General features: G+C 73.4%; 16 protein-coding genes. 9 read left to right on the forward strand and 7 right to left on the reverse strand.

The features are described from left to right. Window positions 1-102 precede the first annotated feature (102 nt). The 3 genes from HZS56_RS17005 (at window position 103) to HZS56_RS17015 (ending at window position 3,943) form a co-directional block, all read left to right on the forward strand. Window positions 103-1,263 (forward strand): LLM class flavin-dependent oxidoreductase, encoded by a 1,161-nt coding sequence (locus tag HZS56_RS17005; protein ID WP_216721545.1) that lies wholly within the window; start codon window positions 103-105, stop codon window positions 1,261-1,263. 231 nt (window positions 1,264-1,494) lie between these two features. Next, complete coding sequence (locus tag HZS56_RS17010; RefSeq protein WP_216721546.1) at window positions 1,495-2,397, forward strand: S1 family peptidase; 903 nt, start codon at window positions 1,495-1,497, stop codon at window positions 2,395-2,397. Between the two features lie 463 nt (window positions 2,398-2,860). Continuing rightward, on the forward strand, window positions 2,861-3,943 hold the full coding sequence (locus HZS56_RS17015; protein ID WP_216721547.1) for a S1 family peptidase: 1,083 nt from the start codon (window positions 2,861-2,863) through the stop codon (window positions 3,941-3,943). Between the two features lie 167 nt (window positions 3,944-4,110). On the opposite strand, the gene HZS56_RS17020 is transcribed toward HZS56_RS17015, so the two are convergent. Beyond that, window positions 4,111-5,169: an ABC-2 transporter permease gene (locus HZS56_RS17020; protein WP_216721548.1), complete on the reverse strand. Its 1,059-nt coding sequence runs from the start codon at window positions 5,167-5,169 to the stop codon at window positions 4,111-4,113. Window positions 5,170-5,324: 155 nt separating this feature from the next. Here HZS56_RS17020 and HZS56_RS17025 point away from each other — a divergent pair, with 155 nt between their 5' ends. The 3 genes from HZS56_RS17025 (at window position 5,325) to HZS56_RS17035 (ending at window position 10,977) form a co-directional block, all read left to right on the forward strand. Next, window positions 5,325-8,921: a DNA polymerase III subunit alpha gene (locus HZS56_RS17025; RefSeq protein ID WP_216721549.1), complete on the forward strand. Its 3,597-nt coding sequence runs from the start codon at window positions 5,325-5,327 to the stop codon at window positions 8,919-8,921. After that, window positions 8,918-9,886: a DNA polymerase Y family protein gene (locus HZS56_RS17030; protein ID WP_216721550.1), complete on the forward strand. Its 969-nt coding sequence runs from the start codon at window positions 8,918-8,920 to the stop codon at window positions 9,884-9,886. The genes HZS56_RS17025 and HZS56_RS17030 overlap by 4 nt, the downstream gene beginning before the upstream one ends. A 200-nt stretch (window positions 9,887-10,086) precedes the next feature. Beyond that, a complete protein-coding gene (locus HZS56_RS17035; RefSeq protein WP_216721551.1) occupies window positions 10,087-10,977 on the forward strand; it encodes an esterase/lipase family protein in 891 nt (296 codons plus the stop codon). A gap of 102 nt (window positions 10,978-11,079) precedes the next feature. On the opposite strand, the gene HZS56_RS17040 is transcribed toward HZS56_RS17035, so the two are convergent. Then, window positions 11,080-12,159, reverse strand: coding sequence for a lytic polysaccharide monooxygenase auxiliary activity family 9 protein (locus HZS56_RS17040; RefSeq protein WP_216721552.1), 1,080 nt, complete (start codon window positions 12,157-12,159; stop codon window positions 11,080-11,082). A 177-nt stretch (window positions 12,160-12,336) separates the two neighbouring features. Between HZS56_RS17040 and HZS56_RS17045 the strand changes: the two genes are divergently transcribed. Further along, the gene (locus tag HZS56_RS17045) at window positions 12,337-12,813 is read left to right on the forward strand and encodes a GNAT family N-acetyltransferase (RefSeq protein WP_216721553.1); all 477 of its coding nucleotides are present in this window, start codon (window positions 12,337-12,339) and stop codon (window positions 12,811-12,813) included. Window positions 12,814-12,839: 26 nt separating this feature from the next. On the opposite strand, the gene HZS56_RS38735 is transcribed toward HZS56_RS17045, so the two are convergent. Then, complete coding sequence (locus HZS56_RS38735; RefSeq protein ID WP_301543040.1) at window positions 12,840-12,974, reverse strand: hypothetical protein; 135 nt, start codon at window positions 12,972-12,974, stop codon at window positions 12,840-12,842. Window positions 12,975-13,125: 151 nt separating this feature from the next. Here HZS56_RS38735 and HZS56_RS17050 point away from each other — a divergent pair, with 151 nt between their 5' ends. Then, a complete protein-coding gene (locus tag HZS56_RS17050; protein ID WP_216721554.1) occupies window positions 13,126-13,770 on the forward strand; it encodes a class I SAM-dependent methyltransferase in 645 nt (214 codons plus the stop codon). 9 nt (window positions 13,771-13,779) lie between these two features. Here HZS56_RS17050 and HZS56_RS17055 read toward each other — a convergent pair whose 3' ends face one another. Both HZS56_RS17055 and HZS56_RS17060 read right to left on the reverse strand, forming a co-directional pair. Further along, window positions 13,780-14,280, reverse strand: coding sequence for a ribonuclease FAU-1 family protein (locus HZS56_RS17055; protein ID WP_216721555.1), 501 nt, complete (start codon window positions 14,278-14,280; stop codon window positions 13,780-13,782). Continuing rightward, window positions 14,261-15,187 (reverse strand): GNAT family N-acetyltransferase, encoded by a 927-nt coding sequence (locus tag HZS56_RS17060; protein WP_216721556.1) that lies wholly within the window; start codon window positions 15,185-15,187, stop codon window positions 14,261-14,263. The genes HZS56_RS17055 and HZS56_RS17060 overlap by 20 nt, the downstream gene beginning before the upstream one ends. A 70-nt stretch (window positions 15,188-15,257) precedes the next feature. On the opposite strand from HZS56_RS17060, the gene HZS56_RS17065 reads away from it, so the two are divergent. Beyond that, window positions 15,258-15,626, forward strand: coding sequence for a GntR family transcriptional regulator (locus tag HZS56_RS17065; RefSeq protein ID WP_216721557.1), 369 nt, complete (start codon window positions 15,258-15,260; stop codon window positions 15,624-15,626). 93 nt (window positions 15,627-15,719) lie between these two features. Here HZS56_RS17065 and HZS56_RS17070 read toward each other — a convergent pair whose 3' ends face one another. Together HZS56_RS17070 and HZS56_RS17075 are read right to left on the reverse strand one after the other, a co-directional pair. Then, entirely contained in the window at window positions 15,720-16,487 is a 768-nt protein-coding gene (locus HZS56_RS17070; RefSeq protein WP_216721558.1) for a DUF72 domain-containing protein, read from the reverse strand. A gap of 23 nt (window positions 16,488-16,510) precedes the next feature. Then, window positions 16,511-17,620, reverse strand: coding sequence for a DUF5925 domain-containing protein (locus HZS56_RS17075; RefSeq protein ID WP_216721559.1), 1,110 nt, complete (start codon window positions 17,618-17,620; stop codon window positions 16,511-16,513). Window positions 17,621-17,637 lie beyond the last annotated feature (17 nt).

A 17,637-nucleotide genomic window follows, 5' to 3' on the forward strand; every position in this document is an offset into this window, starting at 1 on the left:
GTTGCGCGTCTTGGCTTTTCCGGGCGGCGTTTCTTGGTGGTGCGGTGCGGGGCCGGGGGGTGCGGCGGTGCGGGGCGGGCGGAGCCGGGGCGGGCGAGGCCGATGCACCTCGCCGCGCACGTCCCCGGAGCCGGCGACACCGACGTCCGGGCCGATCCGCGCTCGGGCCCGCGGATCGACTTCGCCTCCTTCGAGCGGCTCGCGCGCACCGCCGAACGCGGCCTGTTCGACTTACTCCTCCTCGCCGAGAAGCCGCGGCTGCGCGAGCACGAGGGGACCATCCACGACCTGGACGTGGCCGGCCGCCCGGAGTCCCTGACCCTGCTGAACGCCCTCGCCGCCGTCACCGGCCGGCTCGGTCTCGCCGCCACGGCCGGCACCACCTTCAACGAGCCCTACGAACTGGCCCGCAGGCTCGCCACCCTGGACCACCTCAGCGGCGGGCGGGCGGCCTGGAACGTGGTGACCTCCTCCGACGCGTCCACCGGCGAGAACTTCCGGCGCGGCGGCTTTCGGGACCGGGCGGAAAGGTACACCCGCGCCGCCGAGTTCGTGGCCACCGCCCGGGAGCTGTGGGACTCCTGGGCCCCCGACGGCACGCCCCGCCCCTTCGCCCACCAGGGGCGGCACTTCGACATCGCGGGGGAGTTCGGCCTGCCCCGCCCGCCGCAGGGGCATCCGGTGGTCGTCCGGGCGGGCGACTTCGAGGAGGGAGACGGCGAGGGGGACTCCGACGAGGGCCGGGAGTTCGCCGCGTCCTCGGCCGACGTGATCTTTTCCGGCTGGGGGTCCGGGGGCCGTCCCCCGGGAGAACACAGCACGAGGCACGGCGCTCTGGAGGCGGACCGCGCGTTCTACGCCGACGTGAAGCGCCGCCTGGCGAAGTACGGCCGCGGCCCCGACGACCTCAAGATCATGTCCGGCGTCACGGTCGTCCTCGGGGACACCGCGGCCGAGGCGCACGAGCGGGCCGAGGAGATCCGCCGGCAGCAGGCCTCCCCGCAGACCGCGCCGCTGACGCGGGGCGCCCCGCAGTTCCTGGTCGGTACCCCCGGGGAAGTCGCCGCCGAACTGGTGGAGTCGGTGGCGCGGGACGCCGCCGACGGCTTCGTCCTCGTACCGCATCCGACCCGGGGCGGTCTGGACGAGTTCGTGGACCGGGTGGTCCCGTTGCTGCAGGAACGCGGCGCGTTCCGTACCGCGTACGAGGGGACCACCCTGCGCTCGCACCTCGGTCTGGCCGATCCGGTGCGGAAGGACTGAGCCCGCGACGACGGGTGCCGTGCGCTGCCGCATGGGGATGGATGAACGTCGTTCCGAGGGCGACGGCCGAAAGGCACTCTTGCGCCGACCGGTCGTTCGGCCGAATACTCCAACCTCAGCGCTTGTCAGGGGCACGACGTATCCGGAACCCGGAGGTCCGTCCCTGGCTGCGCCTCACGGGCCCCGACCCCACACGAGGGGCCCCCGACTTCCCCTGTGGAGGAACGAAAAGTGAGGATCAAGCGCACCACCCCCCGAAGCGGCATCACGAGACGGACTCGGCTGATCGCCGTATCCACCGGCCTCGTGGCCGCCGCCGCCGTGGCGATCCCCAGCGCCAACGCGGCACCCACCCCGGCCACCTTCAGCGCCGCCGAACTGAGCAGCGCGAGCGATGCGGTGCTCGACGCCGACGTCCCGGGCACCGCCTGGGCCGTCGACAGCGAGTCCGGCCGGGTGCTTGTCACCGTGGACAGCACGGTTTCCCAGGCCGAGATCGCGAAGATCAAGGAGCAGGCGGGCGACAAGTCCGACGCGCTCACGATCAAGCGCACCCCCGGCAAGCTCAACAAGCTCATCCAGGGCGGCGACGCCATCTACGCGAGCAGCTGGCGCTGCTCCCTCGGCTTCAACGTCCGCTCCAGCAGCGGCACCGAGTACTTCCTGACCGCCGGTCACTGCACCGACGGCGCAGGCGCCTGGCGCTCCAGCTCCGGAGGCACCGTCATCGGCCAGACGGCGGGCTCCAGCTTCCCGGGCAACGACTACGGCATCGTGCAGTACACGGGCTCCGTCTCCCGGCCCGGTACCGCCAACGGCGTGGACATCACCCGCGCGGCCACCCCGAGCGTGGGCACCACCGTCATCCGCGACGGCTCCACCAGCGGTACCCACAGCGGCCGGGTCACCGCCCTCAACGCCACCGTCAACTACGGCAGCGGCGACATAGTCTACGGGCTGATCCAGACCACGGTCTGCGCCGAGGGCGGCGACTCCGGCGGCCCGCTCTACGGCAGCAACGGCACCGCGTACGGTCTGACCTCCGGCGGCAGCGGCAACTGCTCCTCCGGCGGTACGACGTTCTTCCAGCCGGTGACGGAGGCCCTGAGCGCCTACGGCGTCAGCGTCTACTAGTCGACCCCGGCACGCACGCACGCAACCGCAGTACGCACAGCACGCGCAGCCGGCAGCGCGACGAGCCCCCGCACCCGAACGGTGCGGGGGCTCCTGCGCGCCCGGTCGGCGCGCGAGCGGGTGCGGTTCGCCGCTCTGTTCGGTCCGCGACGCCACCAGCGCGCGTAGACGCACGTAGAGGGCCCGGTTCGCAAGAGGTGAATTCAGGACAGGGGAAGAGCCGTTCGGCCGGACTTCGATTACTCGCCCGTAGTGTTTGCTGGTGCGTTCGCGCCGTGAATCCTGCTGGAAGGGACATGAATGGTGAAGGACGTGTGACCGCGCTGGAGTTGTCGTGCGCACGTCCTGATCTCGACCTTGTGTGCGCCCTGTGGAATCGGAAGAGTTAGCGCTTGTCAACCAGCCTTCCGGTTCGCGAGGTCCCCACAACCTCTCGGGCCGACCCCCCACAGGAGGACGTGAGTTGAAGCACCGACGCATACCCAGGCGACGGGTCGCCGTGGTGGGTGCGGGTATCACCGCACTGGTCGCCGCGGGAGTCACCTTCCAGACTGCGAACGCCAGCGAGTCCGAGCCGACCTCCGCGCCCGAGACCCTGTCGGTCACGGCGGCCGGAAAGCTCGCCTCCACGCTGATCGGCGACCTCGGCGGCGACGCCGCGGGCACGTACTACGACGCGCAGGCCAAGAGCCTCGTCGTCAACGTGCTCGACCAGAGCGCCGCGCAGACCGTCGAGGAGGCCGGCGCCAAGGCCAGAATCGTCGAGAACTCGCTCGCCGACCTGAAGAGCGCCCGCACCACCCTCACCGAGGACGCGACCATCCCGGGCACCTCCTGGGCGACCGACCCGACCACCAACAAGGTCGTCGTCACCGCCGACCGCACGGTCTCCAAGGCCGAACTGGCCAAGCTGACCAAGGTGGTGGACGGGCTGGGCGCCAAGGCCGAGCTCAAGCGCACCAAGGGCGAGTACAAGCCCTTCATCGCGGGTGGCGACGCCATCACCGGAGGCGGCGGGCGCTGCTCGCTCGGCTTCAACGTGACCAAGGGCGGCGAGCCGTACTTCATCACCGCCGGCCACTGCACCGAGTCCATCTCCAGCTGGTCGGACTCCTCCGGGAACGTCATCGGCGAGAACGAGTCGTCCAGCTTCCCGGACAACGACTACGGCCTGGTCAAGTACACCGGCGACGTGGACCACCCGAGCGAGGTGAACCTCTACGACGGTTCCTCGCAGGCCATCTCGGGCGCCTCCGAGGCCACCGTCGGCCAGGAGGTGACCCGCAGCGGTTCCACCACCCAGGTGCACGACGGCACGGTGACCGGCCTGGACGCCACCGTGAACTACGGCAACGGTGACATCGTCAACGGCCTGATCCAGACCGACGTCTGCGCCGAGCCCGGCGACAGCGGCGGCTCGCTCTTCTCGGGCGACCAGGCCATCGGCCTCACCTCCGGCGGCAGCGGCGACTGCACCGGCGGCGGCGAGACCTTCTTCCAGCCGGTGACGGAGGCCCTGGAGGCCACCGGCACGGAGATCGGCTGAGCGACACCCGCACCACCTGTGGAGTCCCGTCCCGCGCGCGAGGGGCGGGACTCCCGCATGTGCGGGACTCCCGCATGTGTACGGGCGCTGCTCCCGGGCGCGTCCGTACGACGTGTGCGTACGACGTGCGGGTAAGGCGCGTCCGTGCGACGTGTGCGTGAGGCGGGTCAGCCGGCCCGCGCGGGCGGTTCCCCCTCCTGCCGTCCGCCCGGCAGCGCGGCCGCCAGCATCGTGATCACCGTCCCCGCGACCGCCCACGCCCACAGCACCAGCAGGGAGAAGGTCACGTCGTTCGCCTTGAAGTAGGCGATCGAACGGGCCGCCCAGGTGCCCGCTCCCGGTGGCAGGGCCGGTCCGATCGCCTGCCAGAACGGCGGCAGCAGCGGCAGCGGGAAGGCGCCGCCCGCGCTCGGGTTGCCCGCGATCACCACCAGCAGGATCGCCAGCCCGATGCCGACGATCCCGAAGACGCCCTGGAGGGCGAGCGTGGCGGCGCCCACCGCGAAGGTGATCAGCGCGCCGAGCCCCCACAGGTCCACCACGCTGCCGGGCAGCGCGCCCAGGATCGGCCCGATGATCACCGCGCCGCCGAGTCCGCCGACGATCGCGACCAGCGCCATCACGATCAGCCGGATCGCCGCGCGGCGCGGGTTCGCCGGCCGGGCGCCGGTGCTGATCGCCAGGATCGAGGCGCACAGGTAGCCGCCGACGCACCAGCCCACGACCAGGTAGAAGGACGACAGCCCGTCGAAGTCGTGGGGGGAGGCCGGGGCCACGTCGACGGTCCGCGTCGCGCGCCCCTCGGACCGCTCCGCCTTGCCGACGATGCCCTCCAGCGTGGTGGCGAGGACGGTGCCGCCGCCGGAGGCGACCAGCAGGGTGTCGGTGCGGCCGGAGGGATCGGCGATCAGGGCGCCGTCGATCTCCCGGTTCTCGATCTGCCGCCGGGCGTCGGCCTCGTCGGCCACCGTGCGCGGATCCAGCGGTGAGCCCGGCAGCCGCTCCAGCCGGTCCACCGTCTGCCCGGCGGCCGCCCCCGGCGCGACCACCCCGAAGGGCACGTCCCTCGGCCGCGGGTCGTGCAGCGCTCCCACGTAGGAGGCGATGAACAGCAGCTGGAGCGCGATCACGCCGATCACGAGCAGGGTGGCCCGCAGGGTGACGGCGTCCTTCACCTCACCGAGGAAGGAGCCGCTGCGACGGTCGGTGACCGGGGTGTGCGACATGTCCCCAACGGTCCGGGCCGACGGGTGTTTGCGCAGGTGGGGCAGGGCCGAACGGATGTCGCACACGTATTCGAAAATTGGTCTATGGTGGGGGTGAGGTAGTTGGGAACAGACGTTCGATAAGGCGTCGTGGTTCATGAGTCGGGAGGTGCGTGATGCCGGGTTTCACGCATCTGCACACCGTCTCCGGGTTCTCCGCCCGCTACGGCGCCTCCCACCCGGAGCGGCTGGCCGAGCGGGCCGTCGAGCGGGGCATGGACGCCCTCGCCCTCACCGACCGCGACACCCTCGCGGGCACGGTCCGCTTCGCCAAGGCCTGTGCGAAGGCGGGCGTCCGGCCGCTGTTCGGCGCGGAGCTGGCGGTGGCCGCCCCCGCGCCCGGAGGAGCCGGCCGCACGGAGACCTCCGTACGCCGGGACCGGCGCCGTGCCCCGGTGCGCGGGGGCGCCTTCGTCGACGAGTCGGCCCCGCGGGTGACCTTCCTCGCCCGCGACGGCGCCCGCGGCTGGGCCGACCTGTGCCGCCTCGTCTCCGCCGCCCACACGGCCGAGGGCACCCCGCTGCTGTCCTGGCCCGACAACCACGCCGACGGCCTGACCGTCCTGCTCGGCCCCGGTTCCGACGTCGGCCGCGCCCTCGCCGCCGGCCGCCCCGACCGCGCCGCGCGGCTCCTCGCCCCCTGGCGGGAGGTCTACGGCGGCGCCCTGCGCCTGGAGGCCGTCTGGCACGGCCGTACCGGCACCGGCCCCGGCTCCCTGCGCCTGGCCTCCCGCACCGTCGGCTTCGCCGCCGAACAGGGCGTCCGGCCGGTGCTCACCAACGCCGTCCGCTACGCCGACCCCGGCCAGGGCCGGGTCGCCGACGTCCTGGACGCCGCCCGCCGCCTCGTCCCGATCGACGCCACCGGGGAACTGGACTCCGGCGAGGCCTGGCTCAAGGACGCCGGCGCGATGCGGGACGCCGCCGAGCGGATCGTCGAGTCCGCGGGCTTCAGGCGCGACACCGCCCACCGCCTGCTGGAGCAGACCCGGGCCACGGCCGCCGAGTGCCTGGTCGACCCCGAGGACGACCTCGGCATGGGCGCCGTCCACTTCCCCGAACCGCACCTCGTCGGCGCGGGCCGCCGCACCGCCCAGCGGGCGCTCGCCTCCCGGGCGGCGGCGGGCATGGTGCGGCGCGGCTACGACCGGCGGCCGGGCCACCGCGAGTACTGGGAGCGGATGCACCACGAGCTGGACATCATCGCCCACCACGGCTTCGCCTCGTACTTCCTCACCGTCGCCCAGGTCGTGGACGACGTGCGGCACATGGGCGTCCGGGTCGCCGCGCGCGGCTCCGGCGCGGGTTCGCTCGTCAACCACCTCCTCGGTATCGCCCACGCCGACCCGGTCGAGCACGGGCTGCTGATGGAGCGGTTCCTGTCCAAGGAGCGGGTGGTCCTGCCCGACATCGACATCGACGTGGAGTCCGCGCGCCGCCTGGAGGTCTACCGCGCGATCATCGGCCGCTTCGGCACCGAGCGCGTCGCCACCGTCGCCATGCCGGAGACCTACCGGGTGCGCCACGCCATCCGCGACGTGGGCGCCGCCCTGTCCATGGACCCCGCCGAGATCGACCGCGTCGCCAAGTCCTTCCCGCACATCCGCGCCCGCGACGCCCGCGCGGCCCTGGAGGAACTGCCCGAGCTGAAGGAGCTGGCGGAGGAGACCCGGCGGGAAGAGCGGGAAGGGCGGAAAGGGCGGAAAGGGCAGGAAGGAGGGGGGCGGTACGGCAGGCTCTGGGAGCTGGTCGAGGGACTCGACGCCCTCCCGCGCGGCGTCGCCATGCACCCCTGCGGCGTCCTGCTCTCCGACGCCTCCCTGCTCTCCCGCACGCCGGTCGTGCCGACCAGCGGCGAGGGCTTCCCCATGGCCCAGTTCGACAAGGACGACGTGGAGGACCTCGGGCTGCTCAAGCTGGACGTGCTCGGGGTGCGGATGCAGTCGGCGATGGCGCACGCGGTCACCGAGGTGGAGCGGGCGACGGGGGAGCGGATCGACCTGGACGCCGTACCGGAGGGCGACCCGGCGACGTACCGGATGATCCGTTCCGCCGAGACGCTGGGCTGCTTCCAGATCGAGTCGCCGGGCCAGCGGGACCTGGTCGGCAGGCTCCAGCCGTCGACCTTCCACGACCTCGTGGTCGACATCTCGCTCTTCAGGCCGGGACCGGTCGCCGCCGACATGGTGCGGCCCTTCATCGAGGCCCGGCACGGACGGGCGCCGGTGCGCCACCCGCACGAGGACCTGGCGGAGCCGCTGGAGAGCACCTACGGGGTCGTCGTCTTCCACGAGCAGATCATCGACATCGTCGACATCATGACCGGCTGCGGGCGCGGCGAGGCCGACCGGGTGCGGCGCGGCCTGTCCGACCCGGAGTCGCAGGGGCGGATCAAGGTGTGGTTCGCCCAGCACGCGGCGGCGAGGGGCTATGACGCGGAAACGATTCAGCGGACCTGGGAGATCGTCGAGGCCTTCGGCAGCTACGGCTTCTGCAAGGCGCACGCCGTCGCCTTCGCGGTGCCGACGTACCAGTCGGCGTGGCTGAAGGCCCACCACCCGGCCGCCTTCTACGCGGGCCTGCTCACCCACGACCCCGGCATGTACCCCAAGCGGCTGCTCCTTGCGGACGCGCGGCGGCGCGGGGTGCCGATCCTGCCGCTGGACGTGAACGGGTCGGGGGTCGCACACAGGATCGAACTGGTGTCTGAATCGCGTAAGCCGCGCGGGGCGAGGACCTGGGGACTCCGCCTAGCCCTCCTGGACGTGCACGGCATCAGCGAGGCCGAGGCGGAACGGATCGCCGAGGGGCAGCCCTACGCCTCCCTGCTCGACTTCTGGGAACGGGCCCGCCCCAGCAGGCCGCTGGCCGGACGGCTCGCCCAGGTCGGCGCGCTGGACGCGTTCGGCGCCAACCGCCGCGACCTGCAACTGCACCTGACCGAACTGCACCGCGGCGCCCGGGGCGGACGCGGCGACCAGCTCCCCCTCGCCGGGGGCCGCAGGACCGCCTCCGCCGGGCTGCCCGACCTCACCTCGGCGGAGCGGCTCAGCGCCGAACTCGGTGTGCTGTCCATGGACGCCTCGCGCAACCTGATGGACGACCACCGCACCTTCCTGCGCGAGCTGGGCGTGGTGTCGGCCAAGCGGCTGCGCGAGGCACGGCACGGGGAGACGGTGCTGGTCGCGGGTGCCAAGGCGGCCACCCAGACGCCGCCGATCCGCTCCGGCCGCCGCGTCATCTTCTCCACCCTCGACGACGGCTCGGGCCTGGTCGACCTCGCCTTCTTCGACGACTCCCACGACGCGTGCGCGCACACCGTCTTTCACTCCTGGCTGCTGCTGGTGCGCGGGGTGGTGCAGCGGCGCGGCCCGCGCAGCCTCAGCGTGGTCGGCTCCGCGGCCTGGAACCTCGCCGACCTGCTGGAGGTGCGCCGGGAGGAGGGCCTGGAGGGCGTCGCCGCCCGGCTGGCCGCGGCGGGCGGGGGCCAGGAGGGCGACGACCCCGGCGGCGGACCGGCGCGCCGCCGCCTCGCCGGTTCGGACGGGCGGCCCGCGCCGGCCGGTTCCGCGGCCCGGGACCCGATGGAGCAGCGGACGATCCGCATGTCCACCGGGTACGAGATGCACCCCTGGGCCGATCTGCGCCCCGCGGGCGAAGGGCCCGCGGCCGGAAGGAAGTTGTGGCACCAGAGTCCGGGGAGTGCGGGATGACGATCCTCTGCGTACGTTTCCAGCTGCCGCCGATGTACGAGGCGGCCCTGCCCGAACTGCTCGGGCTGATCGAGGAGTTCACACCGGTCGTCGAGGCGCTGCCGCCCGACGGCGCGCTGGCCGACCTGCGCGGCGCCGAACGGTACTTCGGGCGCGACGCCGTGGAACTGGCCTCGGTGATCCGGGTGCGCGCCCTCGCGCTGCACGGCGTCGACTGCGTGATCGGCGCCGGGCCCGGCCCGATGCTGGCCCGCATGGCGCTGCGCGACGCGCGGCCGGGACTGACCCGCGCGGTGCCCGGCGGCGGGGAGCGGGAGTTTCTCGCCGGCCGGCCCGTCGCCGCGCTGCCCGGCGTCGGCACCGCGACCGCCCGCACGCTGTGCGAGTACGGCCTCGACACCCTCGGCCGGGTCGCCGCCGCGCCGCTGCCCACGCTCCAGCGCCTGGTCGGCGCGAAGACCGGCCGCGAGCTGCACGAGAGGGCGAACGGCGTCGACCGAGGCCGGGTCGTCCCCAACGGCGTCTCCCGGTCCCTGGCCGCCGACCGTCCCTTCGACCGCGACGAACTCGACCCCGACCGGCACCGCCGCGCCCTGCTCTCGGCCGCCGGGGAACTGGGCGCCCGGCTGCGCGCCGTGGACAAGGTCTGCCGCACCCTCACCCTGACCGTCCGCTACGCCGACCGGTCTGCCACCACCCGCAGCCGCACCCTGCCCGAACCGACCGCGCACTCGGCGGCCCTGACCCGCGCCGCGTACGACATGTACGAGGCGCTCGGCCTCCAGCGCGCCCGGGTCCGCTCCCTCGCCCTGCGCGCCGAGGGCCTCACGCCCGCCGAACAGGCCTCCCACCAGCTCACCTTCGACCCCGTGGACGAGAAGGTCCGCCGGATCGAGGAGGTCGCGGACCGCGTGCGGGCGAAGTTCGGGCCCCGGGCGGTGATGCCGGGATCGCTGGCGGCGTGACGCGCCCGTGCCGTACGCCGCCCCGCCATCGGCGGGCCGCACATCACCTGCGGTGCCGACTACCACTGGAAGTTTTTACTGACGCGTAACTTCACCCCTGGGCTACTCACCCGTAACTTGAAGAGTGAACAGCATCCCGTGATCCGGATCACAGGGCGTCCTGCCGCCGCAACTCCCCAGATCCGCAAGGAGATCACCCGATGCTGCCCTGGAGCCGAGTGCCGAGAGCACTGACCGCACTGCTGCTGACCGCCGCGGCCGTCCTGTTCCCCACCGCCACCGCCACCGCCGCTGCCACCGCCGCCGCCGCGCCCGCCGCGGACGCACGCCCCAGCACCGGCTGGAACGACTACACCTGCAAGCCCTCCGCCGCCCACCCCCGTCCCGTCGTCCTCGTCCACGGCACCTTCGGGAACTCCGTCGACAACTGGCTGGGCCTCGCGCCCTACCTGAAGAACCGCGGCTACTGCGTCTTCTCCCTCGACTACGGCCGGCTGCCCGGCGTCCCGTTCTTCCACGGACTCGGCCCGGTCGAGGAGTCGGCGCAGCAACTGGCCGCCCACGTCGACAAGGTGCTCACCGCGACCGGCGCCGCCGAGACCGACCTCGTCGGCCACTCCCAGGGCGGCATGATGCCCCGGTACTACCTGAAGTTCCTCGGCGGAGCCGCCAAGGTGAACGCCCTGGTCGGCATCGCGCCCAGCAACCACGGCACCACCCTGTCCGGCCTCACCCGCCTGCTGCCGTACTTCCCCGGCGTCGGGGACCTGCTGAACGAGCACACCCCCGCACTCGCCGACCAGGTCGTCGGCTCCGACGTCCTCACCAGGCTCAACGCGGGCGGAGACACCGTGCCCGGCGTGCGCTACACCGTCCTCGCCACGAAGTACGACGAGGTGGTCACGCCGTACCGCAGCCAGTTCCTCGACGGACCCGGCGTGCGGAACATACTGCTGCAGGACCTGTGCCCGCTCGACCTCTCCGAGCACCTGGCGGTCGGGCTGTTCGACCGGATCGCCTTCCACGCGGTCGCGGGCGCCCTGGACCCGGCGCACGCCACCCCGACCACCTGTGCCGCGGTCCTCGGCTGACCCGCGCCCCGGCGCACGCAACGCGGGTCCCGTCCGGCCCGAGCCGCCGGACGGGACCCGCGTCCCCCCGTGGGTCCCCCGAGCCCCCGTGGGTCCCCCGCGTCAGCGGCCGTGCCGGCCACCGGCCGTCGCGCGCCGGCGGACCGACGCGAACAGGGCGGCCGCGCCGAGCGCCAGGGCGGCGGCGCCACCGACCGCGATGTAGGGCGTGGTGCTGTCCCCGCCGGTCTCCGCGAGGTTCTCGGTGCTCCCGCCGGCGGCCTTGACCTGGTTGGGCTCGGCGGCGGTGTCGGGCGCCTCCTCCGGAGCGCCGGGGGCGGCGGCCGGGGCCGTCGGGTCCGTGGTGGTCTCCGCGTCCTGGTCGCCGTGACCGTGGTGCTCGATCGTCGACTTCTCGGCCGCGGCCGAGAGCTGCTCCTCGGACGGCGCGGAGGCCTCGGGCGCCGGGGCGGCGCCACCGGCCGTGTCGCCCTTGGCGTCGCCGTTCGTGTCGCCGGACGCGGCGTCGTCACCGGCGGCGGCGCCACCGCCGCTGTCACCGCCGAAGGCGACGTCCGAGCAGGAGTAGAACGCCTCCGGGCTGTCCGAACGCTGCCAGACCGCGTACAGCAGGTGCTTGCCGGAACGCTCCGGCAGGGTGCCGGAGAACGTGTAGAAGCCGCCCTCGGCGACCGGGTCGGTGGAGGTCGCCACCGGGGCGGACAGATCCAGGTCGCCCCAGCCCAGCGGCTGCGACGGGTCGTAGCCGGGCTTGGTGATGTACACCTTGAAGGTGCCCTTGTGCGGTGCCGTCACCCGGTACTTGAAGGTGTACGAGCCGCTGCTCACACTGGTCGCGGGCCAGTCGGCGCGGACCAGGTCCATGCCCTTGAACGCCGGGTCGTTGGCGCTGCACAGCTTGCCGTCCGGGATCAGCTCCTGGTGCTTGCCCGCGGCGTTGCCGATGCGGATGCCGTTCCAGTCGTAGAGCGCCTGTGTGCCGCCCGCGGCGACCGCGGCCTTGCACGCGGCCGACTGCGGGTTCTCGGGGCCCTCGGCGTGGCACTGCGACACCCGGCTGACCGGGTCGCCCATCGAGCCGTGCGCCGCCGCGGGGGCCGCGGCCAGCGTGGTCAGGGCGAGCGGGGCGAGACCGGCGGCGGCGACGGCTGCGGCCCTGCGGGACACGGACGGTGCGGGCATGGGGACTCCTCGGACGATCACGGGGGACTGGGTGAACTCGGGCCGGAACCCGGCGGGTTGATCAGCAAACTAGCCCCAGGACACCGTGAGGTCGCCCGTTGGAGGCGGGTGACGGAGATCCTTATGGTCGCGTTAAGGGAGCGCTCAGGCTGGGCTCAGGCAGCTACCGTTCGCGGCATGGAACGACAGCGGATCCGGCAGGCGGAGGCCTCGGACGTACCGGCCCTGAAGGCGGTCACCGACGCCGCGTACCGCCCCTACGTCGCGCGCATCGGGACGGTGCCGCAGCCCATGGGGGCGGACCACGCGGCGAACGTGGCGGCGGGGAAGGTGTTCGTCACCGAAGAGCCCGGCACGGGCCTGGCGGAACTCGCGGGCCTCGTGGGCGCCGTCGTCGTCGAGGCGTACGCGGATCACCTGTTCCTCGACAGCATCGCCGTCCACCCCGACGCGCACGGCAGGGGCGTGGGACGGCGTTTGCTGCGGTTCGTGGACGCACACGCGCGTGCGCTGGGCCTGCCCGAGGTCAGGCTCTACACGCACGCGCTGATGTGGGAGAACCAGGAGATCTACCCGAGGTACGGGTACGACGTCGTGGACCGCCGGGTGGACGGGCCCTACGACCGCGTCCACTACCGCAAGCGGCTGCTCTGACACGTCTCATGGGCCGGCCCGCCCGCTCAGCCCTCCGGCCACCACGTGCGCGCGATGTCCTTGCGGACCTCCGGACGCCCCGAGGGACGCTCGTCCGCCTCCTCGCGGACTCGGCGGGCGTCGGACTTCTTCAGGGGCTTCTGCACGGTCAGACGGCGCATGGCTGCCTCCTTACGGATCCACCGGGTTCCGCGTTCTCACGGAGGTAGACCCTTTCCCCGAGACTCACTCATCGAAGCATCCCTGTCAGTGGCGGTTCTCACGTCCAGCCACCCCGACTCCGTTGTCAGTGGCGGCTGTCACCCTGAGCACATGCGACGAAACAGTCACGGAACGAGTGCGTCGGATGTCGACTGGGAGGCGTTGGCCGCCACCTTCGACGACGAGCCGGACCACGGCCTGCGCGACGCGGGGGTACGCCGGGCGTGGGCCGCCCGGTTGGCCTCCTGGCTGCCCGAGCGACCCGGCGACGTCCTCGACCTGGGCTCCGGCACCGGCAGCCTGTCACTCCTCGTGGCCGAACAGGGCCACCGCGTCACCGGCGTCGACCTCTCCCCGGCGATGGTGGAATTGGCCAGGAGCAAACTTGCCGGTCGTGACGCGGCGTTCCTCACCGGTGATGCCGCGGCGCCGCCCGTGGGCGAACAGCGCTTCGACGCCGTGCTCGTCCGGCACGTGCTGTGGACGCTGCCCGACCCCGGCCGGGCCCTGCGGCACTGGCAGGAGTTGCTGCGTCCGGGCGGACGGCTGGTCCTGGTCGAGGGCGTGTGGGGGAGCGTCGCCCCCGTCGGCATACCCGCCGACCGGCTCACCGCCCTCCTCGGTCCGCTCGCCGGACAGGCGCGTGTGGAACGGCTGTCGGACGACCCGGCACTGTGGGGCAAAGAGGTGGCGGACGAGCGGTATGCCGTGGTGGCGACCTGCGGACGGCCCGGGGCCCGGCAGCCGGAAAAGTGACGACGGAGCCTAGGCCAGCAAGGCGGTGAAGTCGGGGGTGTGGGCCCGTTCGGTCAGTTCGTTGAGGGCGGTTCGGGCGGCGGCTGCGGCCTCTGGGTCACGGGTCGGCAGGCCGCTGTCGGCGAACTCGTCCTCGTCGAGGCGGCGTACGTCCGTGCCGTCCGCCGAGCGCCACAGGTCCAGGTCCAGGTCCTCGGAGACCAACTCCGTGCCGGTCAGGACGGCGGGGCGGGTGATGTCGCAGTACCAGCCCTTCAGCACACCGGCCGCCGTGCGGACCTCCTTCACCGAGTACCACCGGTCGCGCCAGTAGTACTCGGTGAAGACGTCCCCGGCCTCGAAGCGCACGAAGCCGAAGTCCCGTACGCCGTCGCCGGCCCAGGGGGCGCGGACGGCGAGGCGGGTGCCGTCGTCGTGCAGCAGCGTCGCCGGGTACCGGATCTTCGTGCGGCCTGCCTTGACCAGGACCACGTCCACCTCGGCGGGCGGTTCAGCCGACTTCGCGGACATGGCGCACCTCCGTCGCGCAGATCTCGTACCCGAGCCACTTGTTGACGGCGAGCATCGGGCCGTTGTCGCTGTCGTTGCCGGTGAACGCCTCCGTGCACCCGGCGGCACGCGCCCGGTGCAGGGAGGCGGTCTTGGCGAGCTTGGCCAGGCCCCGGCCGCGCAGGGCGCGGACCGTGCCGGTCATCGCCGTGGAGTACCGGGTGCCGTCGGTGTAGGCGACGCTGAAGGCGGCCGGGCGGCCGTCGACGGCCACGACCGTGGTCAGTTCCCGGTCGAGCAGCGGGTGTTGCCAGCTCTCCGCCAGCCAGGCCTCGTAGTCCGTGAACTCGACGTCCACGTCGCCCGGTTCGTCCGCCACCGTCTCCGCGTCCAGCTCGAACAGGGGCCTGGGGTCGTCCGCGTAGTCGGCGGCGGTGCGCAGTTCGGCACCCGGGGGCAGGGACGGCAGGGGCGGGAGCGTGCCGTGCGCCAGGTCCAGCCGCAGGAAGTGCGCGGTGCGGCGGCGCTCGTAGCCGTGCTGCTCGGCGAAGCGCAGGTGGGCGGGGTCGTCGAGCACCCAGGAGTACAGCTTCGTCGCGCCCTCGCCGGTCAGGTACTCCTCGGCCGTCCGCACCAGCAGGCCCCCGGCACCGCGCCGGAACCGCCCCGGGTCGACGTAGACGGTGAGTGAGGCCTGACCGGGCTCCGGGCTGTCGTGCACCAGCCCGATCTGGGCGGTGCCGATCACCTGCCCGTCCTCCTCCGCGACCAGGGACCGGCTCCGGGCGTCCGGGTGCGTGTGGACGAGCCGGTGCACGACGGCCTCGGGCGTCCACAGGATGAACGGCACGCTGCGATGGCGGACCTGCGCGAAGGCCGCGACGTCGGCCGGGTCGTCGACCCGCAGATCACGTACGAGAACGGTCATGAGGACGCACACTACGGCGCCCGTGCGCTCCGGTGCCTCTGATTTTCGCGGGATGCGCGACAATCGCCGGGTGACCCTGAAGATCCGTATCGACGACGGCACGCCGCCCTACGAGCAGGTGCGCGCGCAGATCTCCGAACAGGCGCGCTCGGGCGCCCTGCCGGTCGGGTACCGGCTGCCGACCGTACGCGGACTGGCCGAGTCCCTCGGGCTCGCCGCGAACACGGTCGCCAAGGCGTACCGCGCACTGGAGGCGGACGGGGTGATCGAGACCCGCGGACGCAACGGCACGTTCGTCGCCGCCGCGGGCTCCGCGGCCCAGCGGGAGGTGGCGTCCGCGGCCCAGGGCTATGCCGAGCGGGCCCGGCGGCTCGGGCTCACGGAGGCCGAGGCGCTCGACGCGGCGCGGGACGCCCTGCGGGCGGCCTTCGGGGAGTGAGTGCCGTCCGGGCACGGGCCTGCGGCTGCCCCGGCGGTGGGCCGCGGCCGGTCGCGGCCACGCGGTCCGGCCGCACATGCGGCCGCACAGGTGTCAGCCCCGCGCCGCCGGCGGTGTCCGGGTCACCGTCAGGCCCGACGCGCGGGCCAGTGCGGCGAACGCCGCCGCGTCGGTCACCGCCGCCGCGTTCGGGTCGTTGTTGAAGTACGCGTACACGTCCTCGCCGTCCGGCCAGGCCGTCGCGACCCGGCCGGCCCATGCCGCCAGTGACCTGCGGCCGTAGTGCGGCCAGGGTGCCGCCCGGCCCTCGTGGAAGCGGACGTAGCCCCAGTCCGTGGTGCGCACGAGCGGGGCGACCGGGCGCGAGCGGACGTCCGGCCAGCACAGGGCCGCACGCCGGGACACGAGCACCTCGCGGACCTCGGGTGTCCACCAGGACGCGTGCCGGGGCTCCACCGCGACCCGGACGCCGGGCGGGAAGCAGGACAGGCAGGTGTCCAGGAGGGCCGCGTCGGCGCGCAGGGTGGGCGGCAGTTGCAGCAGGACCGGGCCCAGACGGTCGCCCAGGCCGGCCGCGTGGGCCAGCAGGCGGCCGACCGGTTCCGCCGGGTCCCGCAGGCGCCTGACGTGCGTCAGGTAGCGGCTCGCCTTGACCGCGACCACGGCGTCCGGCGGCAGCCGCTCGCGCCACCCGGCGAACGTCTCCCAGGAGGGCAGGCGGTAGAAGGCGTTGTTGATCTCGACCGTCGCGAAGCCGGCCGCGTAGTGCTCCAGCCAGCGCCGGACGGGCAGACCGGGCGGGTAGAAGGCGCCCCGCCAGTCGCGGTACTGCCAGCCCGACGTGCCGACGAACAGGGGCATACCCCCATCAAAGCACCGGACGGCTACAGGTACAGCCCGGCCTCCGCGCCCGCCCGCGGCTCCGGCAGCGCGGTCGGCGAGGTACCCCGGCGCAGCGCGTACAGCTCCGCCAGCGTGGCGCCCTCCCGGCCGACCGCTTCCTCCCGGCCCTCGACCTCGTCACCGAGCCAGTCCACCGCCTCCCGGCGGGTGAGCGGGCCGACCTCGATGCGGGCCAGACAGCGGCCGGGGCGGACGACGGCGGGGTGGAGACGCTCCAGGTCCTCGTTGGTCGTGACGCCGACCAGGACGTTGCGCCCCTGGCCGAGGAGACCGTCCGTCAGGTTCAGCAGCCGGGACAGCGCCTGGCCCGCCGTGTGCTTGGCCTCGCCGCGGATCAGTTCGTCGCAGTCCTCCAGGAGCAGCAGCCGCCAGCGGCCCTTGCCCGCTGCGTCCTCCTCGCCGATGGCGATGTCCATCAGGTAGCCGACGTCCGAGAAGAGCCGCTCCGGGTCGAGGACGCAGTCCACCTGGCACCAGTCCCGCCAGGAACGGGCCAGGGTGCGCAGTGCGGAGGTCTTGCCGGTGCCCGGCGGCCCGTGCAGGAGCAGCAGCCGGCCCGCGATGTCCTCGGGCGTCGTCTTCATCAGCCCGTCCATCGCGTCGGCGACCGGCGCCGTGTAGTTGGCCCGTACCTCGTCCCAGGTGCCCGCGGCGATCTGGCGGGTGGTGCGGTGCGGGCCGCGCCGCGGGGAGACGTACCAGAAACCCATCGTCACGTTCTCCGGCTGCGGCTCGGGCTCGTCCGCCGCTCCGTCCGTCGCCTCGCCGAGCACCTTCTCGGCCAGGTCGGCACTGGTCGCCGTCACGGTCACGTCGGCGCCCCGGTTCCAGCGCGAGATCAGCAGCGTCCAGCCGTCGCCCTCGGCCAGGGTGGCGCTGCGGTCGTCGTCGCGGGCGATCCGCAGCACGTGCGCGCCCGGCGGCAGCAGGGTGGCGCCGGACCGTACGCGGTCGATGTTCGCCGCGTGCGAGTACGGCTGCTCGCCCGTGGCGAAACGGCCGAGGAACAGCGCGTCGACGACATCCGACGGGGAGTCGCTGTCGTCCACGTTGAGCCGGATCGGCAGGGCTTCGTGCGGGTTCACGGACATGCCGCCATGATCGGGCA

Origin of the sequence: Streptomyces mayonensis (genome assembly GCF_018982965.1) — a bacterium.
GTDB lineage: Bacteria > Actinomycetota > Actinomycetes > Streptomycetales > Streptomycetaceae > Streptomyces > Streptomyces mayonensis.